Origin of the sequence: Dysgonomonas sp. Marseille-Q5470 (genome assembly GCF_951230145.1) — a bacterium.
In the GTDB taxonomy this organism is placed as follows: Bacteria; Bacteroidota; Bacteroidia; order Bacteroidales; family Dysgonomonadaceae; genus Dysgonomonas.
The window spans coordinates 167,837-182,014 of sequence record NZ_CATNVE010000003.1; the positions used below are offsets into that span (position 1 = coordinate 167,837).

Annotated in this window: 9 protein-coding genes; 1 reads left to right on the forward strand and 8 read right to left on the reverse strand. The window is 38.8% G+C overall.

Annotated features, from left to right (window positions below; genetic code table 11):
• The first annotated feature begins 10 nt into the window (after positions 1-10).
• A complete protein-coding gene (gene porN, locus QOX35_RS06820) occupies positions 11-883 on the forward strand; it encodes a type IX secretion system ring subunit PorN/GldN (protein WP_283686290.1) in 873 nt (290 codons plus the stop codon).
• 244 nt (positions 884-1,127) lie between these two features.
• Here the strand turns inward: porN and QOX35_RS06825 are convergent, their stop codons facing one another.
• The 8 genes from QOX35_RS06825 to QOX35_RS06860 all read right to left on the reverse strand — a co-directional run bounded on the left by QOX35_RS06825 (position 1,128) and on the right by QOX35_RS06860 (position 14,172).
• Entirely contained in the window at positions 1,128-2,498 is a 1,371-nt protein-coding gene (locus QOX35_RS06825; protein ID WP_283686291.1) for an alpha-amylase family glycosyl hydrolase, read from the reverse strand.
• 35 nt (positions 2,499-2,533) lie between these two features.
• On the reverse strand, positions 2,534-3,871 hold the full coding sequence (locus QOX35_RS06830; protein ID WP_283686292.1) for an SLC45 family MFS transporter: 1,338 nt from the start codon (positions 3,869-3,871) through the stop codon (positions 2,534-2,536).
• 34 nt (positions 3,872-3,905) lie between these two features.
• Positions 3,906-4,931, reverse strand: a complete 1,026-nt coding sequence (locus QOX35_RS06835) for a LacI family DNA-binding transcriptional regulator (RefSeq protein ID WP_283686293.1) — start codon at positions 4,929-4,931, stop codon at positions 3,906-3,908.
• 36 nt (positions 4,932-4,967) lie between these two features.
• Entirely contained in the window at positions 4,968-6,812 is a 1,845-nt protein-coding gene (locus QOX35_RS06840; RefSeq protein WP_283686294.1) for a glycoside hydrolase family 13 protein, read from the reverse strand.
• A gap of 22 nt (positions 6,813-6,834) precedes the next feature.
• A complete protein-coding gene (locus tag QOX35_RS06845; protein ID WP_283686295.1) occupies positions 6,835-9,501 on the reverse strand; it encodes a 4-alpha-glucanotransferase in 2,667 nt (888 codons plus the stop codon).
• 235 nt (positions 9,502-9,736) lie between these two features.
• On the reverse strand, positions 9,737-11,281 hold the full coding sequence (locus QOX35_RS06850; protein WP_283686296.1) for a 4Fe-4S binding protein: 1,545 nt from the start codon (positions 11,279-11,281) through the stop codon (positions 9,737-9,739).
• Between the two features lie 21 nt (positions 11,282-11,302).
• Positions 11,303-12,241 carry a DUF362 domain-containing protein gene (locus QOX35_RS06855; RefSeq protein WP_283686297.1) on the reverse strand — a complete coding sequence of 313 codons (939 nt, stop codon included), beginning with the start codon at positions 12,239-12,241 and terminating at the stop codon, positions 11,303-11,305.
• A 29-nt stretch (positions 12,242-12,270) separates the two neighbouring features.
• Positions 12,271-14,172, reverse strand: coding sequence for a TonB-dependent receptor plug domain-containing protein (locus QOX35_RS06860; RefSeq protein WP_283686298.1), 1,902 nt, complete (start codon positions 14,170-14,172; stop codon positions 12,271-12,273).
• Positions 14,173-14,178: the final 6 nt, after the last annotated feature.

Consider the following 14,178-nt stretch of genomic DNA (forward strand, 5'->3'; position numbering starts at 1 on the left):
TACACATCCTATGAAATATATTGTTTCATTAATGTTGGGTGGACTGCTCTCGGCAAGTTCACTCTTTGCACAAAACTCAGCAAATAATGCATTCAGAATGATGAATGGAGCACCTGCTACATCGTCCACGGAAGATATGATTACAGAGATTTCGTCCAGAGAGCTTTTTCTTATGGAGAATTCGATGAACGATTACTCGTCTGCTACATGGACTAGAGATATATACAGGGAAGTATATGATGTAGAAGGCAACGAATCCTTATTTTATCCAACAGTTTCAACCGAAAAGCGTGCTAATTTGTTTTCTCTTCTGATTAATCTTTTATCAGATAATACAATTGCCGCATATAAATTCGAAGATCAACCCGACTTCAATGATGATAGTAAATATACAGCAAAAGAGGTGATGGATCAGAATCGCATTGGATATACAGTAAATAACAATCATACACTTTCTATAAAAAGGGAAGATTTGGCAAATATGCAAATCACTTGTTACCTTGTAAAGGAAAAATGGTATTATGATATTGCAACAGGAAAAGGAGATGTCCGTGTAGAAGCCATTTGCCCTGTAATTTGCGACAGAGGAAGAGAATATCCGATGTTTTGGGTAATGTTTGACGATATTAGTGTATATCTCGCTAGGGCGATATCTCCCGTAGCTGTAGCTAATGTTACTCCCGTATTAAGCAATGCTTCTTTTTACGATATCTTCAGAAACAGATATTATAGAGGGTGTATATACCGTGTAGGGGTGCGAGACTTAGCTAAATATTTTACGACCCCTGAAAGTCTTACAAAAGAACGCAAACGTATTGAAAGCGAACTTGACTTTGTGCAATCCCGTTTTGACGCTGTAGCAACAGCTCATCAGAAGAATTAAGGAATTATGAGTTTTATATAGCCGAATTGAAGGGGGGGATCCGTATGGATACCCCTTTTCTTTTGCTAGTTTTTTTGTGCAAATTAAGTTGCAAAAAGGAATTATTGTTGTATTCGCTCTTATCTGTTTTTTATCACAGAGTAAAAAGTACCACAGAATTTTTGTATTATATACTTATATACAAGAAAAAAGCTTAAAAGTTTCCTCTTAAGCTTTCTTTGTGAATAAATATAAGTAATCCTGATTATTTTGGTCTTACAAATACTTTATACTCCCATGCTTTTAGAGACTGGGGTAATTCCGGAACATTCACTCCCGCAAAATAATCGGTATAGCTGCCACGTCCTATGGCGTCATTGCTAGTATAATTGATATCTTTGTTCGATAAGTTGAGCATTACAACAATCTCTTGTCCTGCTCTTTCTCTCGAATATATCAACAGCTCCTTATTTGCAGAAGTATTATATTTCTTGAATGTGCCACCCTGTCCGGCTTGTAACGCAGGATGGGTATGTTTTAATTGGTTTAGCTTTTTATAGAACTGTGTTGTGCTATTTTCTGCCCATGAAGGAACCATATCTTTTTCGAAGAATGACAAGCGTTTTTTGAGCCCTACTTCCTGACCGGTATATATCATCGGCATTCCATTCAATGTGTAGGTAAGAACTGCAAAAGCTTCAACACCTTTCCCATAGCGTTCAAATTCTGTTCCATTCCATGAATTTTCATCATGGTTTGTTAAGAAGAGCATTTTATAAGCGTCCGGGCACATTATAGTATCCAGCTTTTGAATATATGATGTAATATCTTCTGCACTCTTTGTCCCTTTATTTACATCAGCCATCATGTGCATCAACTCCCATGAGTAGTTTGCATCAAATGCGTGTTCCAATAAATCATAATTTTCGGATTCAGCAAGCATAAATACAGGCTTGATGCTATCTAAAGTTTTACGTACATCGTTCCAGAAATCGGTAGGTACTTCATGAGCCATATCGCAGCGATATCCATCTATATTGAAATCCTTTATCCAGTATTTCAGGGCATCTGTCATTGCGGCTCTCATATCTTTATTGTCATAATTCAGTTCGTAGGTATCAGTCCAGTCATACGGGCTTTTGATATTACCAAGACTATCTTTCATATACCAATCGGGATGTTCTGTAGTCCAGGCATTATCGCAACCGGTATGATTTGCAACCCAGTCCAGTATTACTTTAAAGCCCATTTCATGCGCTTTATCTACCAGCTTTTTGAAATCTTCTTTTGTTCCAAATTCAGGGTTGATCTCTTTATAGTCTCTTACAGCATAGTAACTTCCGAGAGTGCCTTTTCTATTCTTTTCCGAAATAGTATGTACAGGCATAAACCAAAGCACGTCCACACCCAGCTCTTTGAGTCGGGGAAGATGTTGTTCGAAAGCGGCAAAGGTTCCCTCTTTGGTATACTGTCTTACATTAACTTCATATATTACGGCGTTCCGAGTCCAATCCAAGTGTTTGACTGTACATTTCTCTTCTTGCTGTTCTTGAGTGTTTTCTGTTTGAGTTTTTGGTTTACATGCATAGCTGGTAAGAGCTATTAATGTGATTACAAATAATAATTTATTTTTCATAAATATTTATTCTTTCAGATAATTATATTTTCTAATTATTTAGCGGATTCGGGTTTAAGTTCTTTATGTGAGTCTTCGACAAAAGATACCGATATAGCAGCCAAAAGCATGGCTATCCCTGCAACCACCAACATCATTATAGAGCTGCCGCCAACCACATGCTTTAATATAAGCCCGCCTGTCAGCCCCGCTACGATCTGAGGTATGGTAATCGTTGCATTAAAGATTCCCATGTATAACCCCATTTTGCTAGCCGGTAACACGGCTGATAGTATAGCGTAAGGCATAGCCAGTATACTTGCCCAAGCAATACCGACACCTACCATAGAAACAAGCAATAGGTATTTGTCCTCAAATACATACATAGACATCAGCCCTAAAGCACCAAGCAGTAATGAAAAGGAATATACTTTTTTGCGACCGAGCTTATCAGCAATTTTAGCCATGAAAATAGCAAAGATAGCTGCAAAGATACCATATACACCACTTAATACCCCGTTCCAGTTTCCGGCTTCGTTATATGCCGCAGAGAGAGGGTCTGTTGTATGCCACACATTCTCTGCAATTCCGCCGATTGCATACACCCACATGATGAAGAGTGCAAACCATGAGAAAAACTGTACTATAGCCAGTTGTAACATCGTTTTTGGGGTGGCCTTGAGTACATCTATAAAAGATTTCTTTTGTTTTTCTTCTTCTGTTATATTATTATATTCTTCATACTCTTTCGGAGCATATTCTTTGACACGAATACTAGTCCATAACACTGTCAGTAAAAGTGCCGAACCTCCTATGTAAAAAGACCAGATAACAGATGGTGCAACCTTTTCCCCCACACCGGGAATATTCTGAATGCCTATCCAAGTAAGTATAAATGGAAGGAATGATCCAACTACAGCTCCAATGTTTGTAAGGAAGCTTTGAGTTGAATATCCTAGATTTCGTTGTTTGTCATTCACCATATCGCCAACCAAAGAGCGGAATGGCTGCATAGAAACATTAAACGCACAATCCATGAATAACAGCATGAATGCTCCAAAAAATACAGGAGGCATAATGGCTGCTACAAATTCGGAATTTGGCATAAAGAACATGGCAATTGCCGAAACTATAGCTCCTCCCAAAATAAATGGAATACGACGTCCTAGACGTGTCCATGTACGGTCACTCGACATCCCGATGATTGGTTGTACAATGAGCCCGGCAATAGGGGCAGCCAGCCAGAATAATGGAAGATGATGAGGGTCAGCACCTAAAGCTGATAAGATACGACTTGTTTGAGAACTTTGTAGTGAATATCCGATTTGTATTCCTAAGAATCCGAAACTAAGGTTCCAGATTTGCCAAAATGTTAGACTTGGTTTTTGTTTCATGGTTTGTCCGATTATCTAAATAAACTTATTGTTATTAGCCATCAGACAAATTTCGTGTTGTCTGCCTGACAATTAATGAAGTTTTTATTATTTTGTTTTTCCTTGAGGTATTCTCAGGGTTTTCTATTTTTTCTAAAATCAGTTTCATCGCTTCCATTCCGACCTCTATAGGGTGTTGATCCATAGTTGTTAACATTGGGTCGGTATCTTGAGATATATTAGAATTCGAAAATCCGCAGATAGAGATTTCTTCAGGAACCTTGAACCCCAACTTTTTACAAGCAAGCAATATTCCCGAAGCCGTATAATCATTCATCGCCATGAAGGCATCAGGATGATTGGACTCTTGTAAGATTTCCATTGCTTTCTCATATCCAAGCTGTTTTGTGTCTGCGGTACGTATCAGTTGTTCATCAACAGGTATCTGATGTTTTCTCAGAGCGTCCAAATAGCCATTTTTCCTGTTTTTTGAAATCTCAAGATGCGAAGGAGCTGAAAAGAAGGCTATACGCTTACAGCCTGTTTTTATCATATAATCTACAGCAGTAAGTGTTCCATTGTAGTCGTCCACTACTACTTTATCTGAATCGATTCCGGTACATATCCTATCGAAGAAGATGACGGGAATATCATTGTCTATCAGTTCCTGAAAATGATCATATTTTGTTGTTGTCTTCGACTGAGAGATTAAAATCCCACATACTCGTGCCTTTATTAGTGTTTGCACATTCCTGGCCTCTTTTTTATAGTCTTCAAGCGATTGGCAAACAATTACATGGTAATCTTTTTCCTCAGCCACTGTTTCCATTCCGGAAAGGACACCCGAAAAAAAGTGATTAGCCAGTTCAGGTACAATAACTCCAATAATATTGTTGTGTTGAGTTCTGAGACTTAAAGCCAACGCATTTGGCTTATACTTATGCTTTTTTGCATAGTCCTGTACTATTCTCCGTGTTTCAGGGCTGATGTCCGGATTATCTTTCAGCGCCCTCGATACTGTCGAGGGCGATATATTAAGATCCTTTGCAATATCTTTAATAGTAAGAGGCCCTTTTTTCATGCACTAGAATTTTGATGATACTTTCTATAAAAGTAATCAAAATTCTAATATAAAAACACTTCTTGGTCTAATTGTTAACGTCTCACCATCCAAGTTTATAATATTTTCAGTGATAATATCTTTAGCCTGACTTTTAGGTAGTATTTCTTTGTAAGTGGCTAAATTAATTGTCTTTTCGCTATCCGAGCCACTTAATATAACAACTACCGATTTTCCATTATACTTGCGCTCATAAACGTAAACGCCATTGGTTGGGGCAAAATGCTTTAGAGTCCCTTTTGCTATTATTTCATTCCCCTTGCGCCAGTTTAATATCTTCTTCATATAATCGAAGGCCTCGTTTTGTTGAGCCGTTCTTTCATTCGCCTTAAACATATTCACTGCATCACCTTGCCATCCACCGGGGAAGTCGCGACGAAGATATCCATCACCTTCACTTTTGTCTGCCGCCATTAATATTTCTGTACCGTAATATATTTCAGGTATGCCGCGAGTCGTTAGCAGAAAAGCAATAGCTTGTTTATATCTGTTTAGATTTGATGTTTGTTTTTCATTCTTGAAAAAGCGTGAGGTATCATGATTGTCAAGAAATATCAATAGGTCATGAGTGTTTTCATAAACGATATCCTGTCCTAAATATTCGTATATGCGAGATAGCCCCAAATCCCATGCTGTTTCTTCGTCAAAGGCTTTTTCCATCACAGACAATAGAGGGAAGTCCATTACACTGCGAAGGTTAGAGTTTCTTGGTGCAGCCAGTTTGCTGTCTTTTTGCCAGAAAGCAATAGCTACGTTGTTGTTTAACCAAGTTTCACCTACAATATTGAAATCAGGATATTCTTCTGTAACTTCTTTACACCAGCGAGACATCATATCGTAATCGGCATAAGGATGGGTATCCTGACGAATACCATCGATACCACTATATTCTATCCACCAGATACTGTTTTGAATTAGATACTTTGCTACATGCTCGTTACGTTGATTGAGGTCCGGCATAGATTCAACAAACCATCCGTCAATAGCTAGTTTTTTGTCTGCTGCTGAAGCATAAGGATCATGTTGCGTTGTAGTTTTATAAGATGTCTGAACATATTTGTCAGGATAATTAAACCAGTCCCTGGAAGGCTTGTCTGTAAATAGATAGTGTTCGCTGCCACAGTGATTAAATATCATATCCATAACTACTTTCATACCCTTCGCATGAGTTTTGTCTACAAGATCAACAAATTCTTGGTTCGAACCAAAGCGACGGTCTACTTTGTAGTAGTCAGTTGCTGCATACCCATGATAAGAACCTTCCGGCATATCGTTTTCCAGTACCGGATTGAACCAGATAGCTGTCACGCCTAAATCATGTATATAATCCAGGTTATCGGCTACCCCTTTGAAGTCTCCGCCATGGCGGGCATATTGTTGATTTCTATCTACTTTGGTTTCACGCATTCCCGGAATCACATCATTTGTAGGATCTCCGTTTGCAAATCGATCCGGCATGATGAGATATAAAACATCACTGGAGTTAAATCCAACCCTTTCGGATGAACCCGCTTTACGTTGTTTAATCTCATAAGGAATAACTTTCTTGTCTTTACCTTGTTGTAAGATAATATCAAATTTCTCAGGTTGGGCATTCGAAAGATCCAAATATAAAATAAGATAGTTAGGATTTTCAAGCTTTACAGTTTCTTTTATTCTGGCCGTTTTGGAAGTAATACTTACATCACATTTAGATATATTATTTCCGTGAATCAGCACTTGCAGTTCGGGGTTTTTCATTCCCGCCCACCAGAAAGCCGGATCTACAGTCTTTATATCAATTGCTAGAATTGATTGACTTACAAAAACAAGAAGTAATAAAATTAAACAGTTTCTTTTCATCGGTATATTTATATATATAGGTTTATTCTCTTCCGGATGATTTTACCATGTCTTTTACATGTGCATTATATTCTTTGGCATCTAATAATTCCTCTAAACTGAGGTGCATGCGATATCTCCAATAATGTTGTGCAATCGCCGGAATATTTATACGTTCTTCTTCGGGGTTCTCTCTTTTCAGCTTATCATCTATCGAGAGCCAGTCTTGAAGAGGGAGGATAGCTAGCATTGAAGGAGAATTTAAGTGATTGGTTACAATCTGCGAGCATAACTCAGAATTACAGTCTTTCGGAGCAGCTCCGTTTTTCCATAATATTTGATTGTAATACTTCTGCGTTGTTTCTCTATTTTCGTTCCACCATGCTCTTATCGGAGCCATGTCATGAGTGGATGTAGTACAAACACTCATATATGGCAAGTTGCCCAGATAGTTGAAAGCCATATCTTTAACTTTAGGCATACGCTCTATCTCCAGACTGAGTATTTGCAACTCGTTCATTACAGACGGAACAGACTCCGGAACCATCCCAAGGTCTTCTCCACATACAAGCATGCGTGTAGAAGCTATCAGACTAGGCAATTTGCTCATAGCTTGCTCTCTCCAGAATTGGGAGTGACGACGATAGAAGAATTCGTCATAAAGTCTGTTGAACGCGAGTTTAGCATTGTTGTCCAGATTGGCATACGAATGGGTGTACTGTGCAGTAATACGTGGATGATATTTCCAAGGTTCACGTTTATCTTTAATAAACAAGACCTCATTACATAAACTGTACAGTCCGTTTCGTATAACATTGCTTTTATTATCGGTCTTATTTTCAAATAGAGCTTTAATCTTCACTTGAGTATTGCAAGAGTCTTTCAATTTGAACGTTTGCCAAGCAATCGGAGTTAGATATCTATCAATAACGTCTTGAGTATATTCTCCAAATACATCATTTAGGAAATGTTCGTGAATATAAGGACTGGTCATTCTATACTCATCAAACCACATACCCCACGATTGTATTTCTTCTACAGTCATCGGTATGGCAGGGCTAAAATACCCTAAGAGACCTTGTACCGATGATAGAGGTATTTCCCAGATGCGGAAAAATCCTAATATATGGTCAATCCGATATGCGTCGAAATAATCGGCCATTTTTCGGAAACGCTTTACCCACCATTGGTAGCCGTCTTTTGCCATTTCATCCCAATTGTATGTAGGGAATCCCCAGTTTTGACCGAAAAACGAGAAATCATCAGGTGGCGCACCCGTTTGTACATCCAGATTGAAAAGGTGAGGTTCTACCCATGCTTCAACGCTGTTGCGGCTTATACCGATAGGTATATCACCTTTTAATACAACTTCATGTTGATGAGCATACTCTTTTACTTCCTTCAATTGTATATGTAGCAGATATTGAGTAAAGCAAAGCATCTCTACGCTTTCTTTTGCTTCTTTATTTGATTTTATAAATGCAGTTAACTTCTTTTTATCAAAAGAGTTTTGGGTTTTCCATAAAGAGAAGTTTGCCGTTTTGTACACATCACGGAAGTACGAAAAACAAGCATAAGGGAACAGCCATTCTTCATTCTGCTTATAGAAAGTGAGATAGTCTTTACTTTTGAGGGTTGATGTTCCGATCTCTTTAAATAAATCTTTTATATATGACGACTTAAGGGCTAAAACCTTATCATAGTCTATTTCTTTTAATGCATTTAGCTCTTTAGCCTCACTTTCGTATTTCTTGTATAATTTCTCATCCTTGAGCGGATAACTCTTTAAGCCTAAATAGATAGGGTGGAGAGCATAAATAGATATCGCATTATATGGGTATGAATCGATCCACGTGTGCGTGATTGTAGTATCGTTGATCGGTAATATTTGTATGATTTTCTGCCCCGTAAGGGTAGACCAATCAACCATTTTTTTGAGGTCGGAAAATTCACCGATGCCAAAGCTATCGTTTGATCGTAGCGAGAATACAGGGATAGATACTCCGGCAGCTTTCCAACTCATCCATTCGTGGCGATAGTCAAGTGCCTCTACTCTTACTGTATCTTCTTTTTCCGTGATGGGAGAGAGTACTCTGTTTGAGCCCTTTTCCCAATGAATTATCTTGTTCTCTGAATTATCGTATATAGCTAATTTATACTCCTGGGGAGTTTTTACAGAGGTTGCATTGATTGCCACTTGCCATTCTCCAAAATTAGCAGGAGTAAGGTGTATCGCCTTTTCTATGTTCCATTCGCCTAAAGCTTTTGACGAACCGGAAAGAATCATCGTTTGATTTTTCTTTATATATGGGCAATTTACCTTGACTAAAATAGTTTTTTTGTAATATTTCAGTTTTGAAGCATTGTCATGATGGAAAAAGCTTTCCGAAAATCCTGAAGTATAAAGATATCTTTGAGATGGAACTCCACGCCATGAATCCAATATATCGAAAGTCTTACTTGAATCCAGTAATAACGTATGAGGATCTCCCCACTCTTGTGCAGTAACTATTTCATTTTCTTTTACAATATAGCGATATTCTATAGATGTATCATTTGTTTCGAAATCAACAATCCATTCACTTGAAGAGATACATGTCATTTTCAGAGCCTTCTTCTCGTCCCAGTTGCCTAACTCGGGGCAAGATCCGCAGACATAGATGTTTTGTCCCCAGACAGTATGATAGTCGATATGTAACTTTATTTTCATGTTGCAGTTTTTATGGTTATAGATTAATGGTCTTTTTATGCAAAAGAGTATATCTGCTAAACAAAACTACATATTAAAGCATCATACTATAGCTTTAGAGGATTCTTTTTTTATAAAAATGATTTGCAAACGATTGCATTAGAACATAAAAAGCACAGAATCAGTTCTGTGCTTTCAATGCTTCTGTTGATTATTATTGAGGTTGAAAATGTTTTCCGATCTTTTCGAATTGGAATCAGAAACCAAAGCCATCAATGACAACATCTTCTTTCTTTTCTTCCTTAAAAGCTTTACGCTGTTTGTGCTCCTTGTTCCCTTCCACGTATATAGCTCTGTATGGGCGAACCGGACAAATATATTCACAGCCACCACATCCAACACAGATATCAGGGGTGATGAATGGGATAGTTAAACCTTCGTGACCTTCGTACGGAATCATCGTTACGGCTTGAGTAGGGCAATGCTCTGCACAGGCTCCGCAATTTGTCCCTTCGGTATGAACTACGCATATATCTTCGTGAAAAGTCACACGTCCAATTTGAGTCATATGTTTTTCTTCTATCGTAAGCGATTTTAGAGCATGACTTGGGCAAACATCAGAGCAAACAGTACAATTGTAATTGCAAAAACCCTTATCGTAGTTCATCATAGGTTGCATCATTCCCCCTAATCCATATTCCATAAAGGCAGGCTTGATAACTTTTGATGGGCATCGGCTGATGCAAAGATGACATGCTGTACAATGTTCTAGTAAATGTTCTGCACTTACCGCACCCGGAGGGCAAATCGCATTCTTGCGGATGTACCTATGGTTACCGGTCAACTCTGCAGCTTTGTTTTGAGCATACGCAGCAGGAACAGCTATGGCTGTGGTGAGTCCCGCAAAAAGGAATTGTCTTTTATTTTTATCTGTTTTGTTATCCGCTTCCGCTCTTGTTGGACGTTTTTTCTTGAAAGATGGAGAAAACGCAAGTGCATTTTTTGAGCAAGTGCTTAAACAATTGAAACAATCTACACAACGAGAGTAATCAACAGCGTGATTTTTGCTGTCGATGCACGAAGCTTTACATTTAGTAGCACATGAACCACAGCTGTTGCACAAGCTTTCGTCTATCCTGATTTTAAATAAGGAAAACTTGCTTAAGAATCCCAATACTGTGCCTACCGGACAGATGGTGTTACAATATGTTCTTCCATATCTCCAAGCAAAAAAGCCGATAGTAAAGAATGTAATCAACGCCACAACAAAAGAAAATAGGCTAAGCATGACTATTTCGACTTTATAGAAAGTATAATTGCCAAAGCTTGTAAAAATAGATTCTAAAACATTGTTGCCACCCATATAGACCGGACGGAATGCATTCGAGATAATTCTTCCCCATGCACTGTAAGGATCGATTAATCCAAGTAGGATAGGGAATCCGGCGAAGAAGGCAATAATTGTCGCAGCGAGAACACTCCAGCGAAGAATGTTTTTTGCTTTACTGTAATTGTAGCGTTTCTTTTTCTTTGAGAATAAACGTCGTTTTGATATCCAGCTTACGATGTCCTGATAAATTCCCATTGGGCATATAGACGAGCAGTAGATGCGCCCGAAAAGTAAGGTTAGGATAGCTAAAAAAAGAAGGATAAGCAAACTACCTCCGAGTATTGCGGGAACTAGTTGTATCTGGGCTAACCCGTGAAAACTTTCGGGGAGTAAGGCTGCAAAGTCTAGAAAATAGAATGTTATGAGAGTGAATATCACAATAGATATCCCTACTCGCAAGTACTTAAGCATTTGATGATAGTTATAGTTTAATTATATTTTTATTCTCTTGATGTTCAGTTTTTCAATATCCATTGTTCCCAGTTTTAGCTTTTGTCCGTTAGCCAAGTGACCTACATGGTCGAGTGGCATTTCACGTACCTGACCAAAGAATTTAGTAGCGGCAGTATCTACTGCAACAATATCTTGTGAGACGAACAATCCCTTTGTCGTTACCACGTCGGAGGCCGATCTTCCCTGAGGTCCGTTGGTTTTCACGATACGGTATGCATCCACTACATTCAATACCGGTTTTTTAGAATATGTACACACGTCAGCAATGCATTGTTGCAGTCCGCTTGCATGAAATATTCTTCTATCCCATACAATGCCCATATAGTTTTTCATCGAGATAGTGAGATTCGCTCCACCATGATGTTTGAGTACAGGCACGTTGATCCATGCATCGCAGTCGAGAATTGCTTGATGTATCTTTGTGTTTTTCAGGGTAACACCGTTAGGCAACGACACACTTTTGTAGTATGACTCCTCATGAGCAGGCACAACCTTTGCTCCGGCGGCCTTTGCAGCAGCTTCTATACCGCTATTCTTGTAGCATTTGAGCCAGTCGTCACAGGTGTGATCAAATACAGTAACTTCTTTAGCTCCGGCAGCAAAGCATTGTCTAACAATTTCACTGACAAGCTTTGGGTTCGTATTTCCGGCAAGCTCAGGAGCCTTGTCCCATCCAATGTTAGGTTTAACTACAACTTTATATCCTTTCTTTATAAATTTACCCATACCTCCCAGTTCTGTGATGGCACGTTTAAACATAGCGTCAGGTTCTCCGCCCATTACGGCTACCATATCCACCGGCTTACCTGTTTGAGTGTTTTCAAGCGTTTGGGCCAGTACGTCCATACCTGCGCTTGTCTTTATTGTTGCTGCAGCACCGGTGATGGCTATTGCTCTTAGAAAATTTCGTCTGTCCATAGTTAATCTTTATTTAATAAAACCTTATTTTAAAATCTTAAATTGACACCACCAAACACTGTTGCTCTAGGCATGGGGTATCCTGCATTTATTTCATATTTCTGAGCCAGAAGGTTTTCTCCTCTTGCAAATATTTCCAGCATACTTATAGGCTTGTAAGCTGCTCTGATATTCCATAGAGTAAATGTTTCTTTCTTTGCTTCTGTATTTGTCACTTTGTTCTCAAGCACGGTATATAGCCCATCTATAAACTGAATACCTGTAGATAACATCCATTTGTTGTACGAATAGTTTACCCCTGCATATAATTTATGTTCGGGAGATGCCAGAACTTTATATTTCATATGCAATAAGCTGTAGTTTGCAGACAGATTTACATGCGGGGCTATTCTATATTGAGTTGCAAATTCTAGCCCATAGTTTTTTATCTTTCCTGTATTTACATTCAATGGCTTGTTGTTTACTATCACGGTTTGTATGCTGTTACTACCGTCTATATAATACAGACTCAGATCAAAATTTAATGCTCTGTTAAGTAGCTTTTGAGATGCTGATATTTCGTAATTCATCAACCGCTCGGCTTTTAAGTCGGGATTCTGAGGAGGGAACATGTACATTTCGCGTATAGTAGGGTTACGAAAACCTTTACTTACGATTCCTTTTATTATTGTATTCTCTGTAGCTATATAACTCACTCCGGCTTGTGGAATGTATTCTGTACCGGTAATGGCATGATGATCTATTCTTATTCCCGCATTCAGTACTACTTTAGAAGCCAGTGTTTGCTGGAAGTTTATATATCCTGCAACCTCATTTATGCTTTTCTTGGCTATGTCTACATCATCTCTGTTATCCAGAAATTTGTTCCACGCATGTCCTCCGAAATGTTGAAAATCGAATCCTGCGGTTGTTTGGTTTCCTTTAAAGAAGGTGTAATTCTGATATAAAGTGATACCTACCATCTTATCGTTCGATCTGAACCTATAATCTTTGGCTTCTTCTGTAGGCGGATACCCGTCATTGATCTTGTGCGAGCCGAAGTTGTAATAGAGTTTAAGAGCTCCTGATGTTTTCTCGTAGTTATTTTCAAGAGAAAAGGATGTTACTCCACGAGTAATATTGGCATCATTATCGATGACCGGACTATTCACCGTTCCGGGATTTGAGGCTTTGAAATTAGTCAAGTCAAGATCAATAAAAGTTTTCCAGTTTGGAGTGAAATCATAACCGACTTTTGCATATCCACTATATTGCTCAAAATCCATATTTTCTCGCTGTCCGTCCGAACGGTTGTAACTTAAAGATACGTAGCTGCTGAACTTACCCGAACGAATAGCATTGTTTGCCTCTGTACTGAGTGTGTTGTATGAGCCATACATGGCTCTAACGTTTGTCTTCACTCCATTTTGCAGTTGCTTTCTGGTAATAATGTTGATCACCCCACCCATTGCATTCGATCCGTACAAAACGGAGGCTGGTCCACGCACTACTTCTACTCGTTCTGCCATTAATGACTGATACGAATCGGCTAGGGGATGTCCCATCAATCCCATATATTGTGGGTGTCCGTCTATCAACATCAGCATTTGTGTGGTAGGGCTTCCGCCTATACCACGTATTGTCATACCTCCGGCAGATCCTGCTGCGACACCGTAGCCCATAATGCTTCGTGAAGTAACGAACAAACCCGGGACTTCTTCTGTAATGATAGGTAATAATGATTGTTCAAACCGACTCTCGATTTGTTTACTTCCCACTATGCTTACACTCATCGGAAGATTGTTGATATTTACCGCCGGACGAGTTCCGGTGACAATAACATCTCCTAGTTGGATAGAATCCTTAGGTGCTGAAATTGGATTGTTATCTATGGCATAAGTAAGCTGGGCAAATAATAAAACAGAAGCAATGGCACTAATTGTTTTCTTCATTCATTT

Excerpts from the sequence above, each read along its gene's own strand:
- QOX35_RS06835 (WP_283686293.1), bottom strand. The coding sequence starts at position 4,931 with ATGAAAAAAGGGCCTCTTACTATTAAAGATATTGCAAAGGATCTTAAT.
- QOX35_RS06850 (WP_283686296.1), bottom strand. The coding sequence starts at position 11,281 with ATGCTTAAGTACTTGCGAGTAGGGATATCTATTGTGATATTCACTCTC.
- QOX35_RS06840 (WP_283686294.1), bottom strand. The coding sequence starts at position 6,812 with ATGAAAAGAAACTGTTTAATTTTATTACTTCTTGTTTTTGTAAGTCAA.
- QOX35_RS06845 (WP_283686295.1), bottom strand. The coding sequence starts at position 9,501 with ATGAAAATAAAGTTACATATCGACTATCATACTGTCTGGGGACAAAAC.
- QOX35_RS06860 (WP_283686298.1), bottom strand. The coding sequence starts at position 14,172 with ATGAAGAAAACAATTAGTGCCATTGCTTCTGTTTTATTATTTGCCCAG.
- QOX35_RS06855 (WP_283686297.1), bottom strand. The coding sequence starts at position 12,241 with ATGGACAGACGAAATTTTCTAAGAGCAATAGCCATCACCGGTGCTGCA.
- porN (WP_283686290.1), top strand. The coding sequence starts at position 11 with ATGAAATATATTGTTTCATTAATGTTGGGTGGACTGCTCTCGGCAAGT.
- QOX35_RS06830 (WP_283686292.1), bottom strand. The coding sequence starts at position 3,871 with ATGAAACAAAAACCAAGTCTAACATTTTGGCAAATCTGGAACCTTAGT.
- QOX35_RS06825 (WP_283686291.1), bottom strand. The coding sequence starts at position 2,498 with ATGAAAAATAAATTATTATTTGTAATCACATTAATAGCTCTTACCAGC.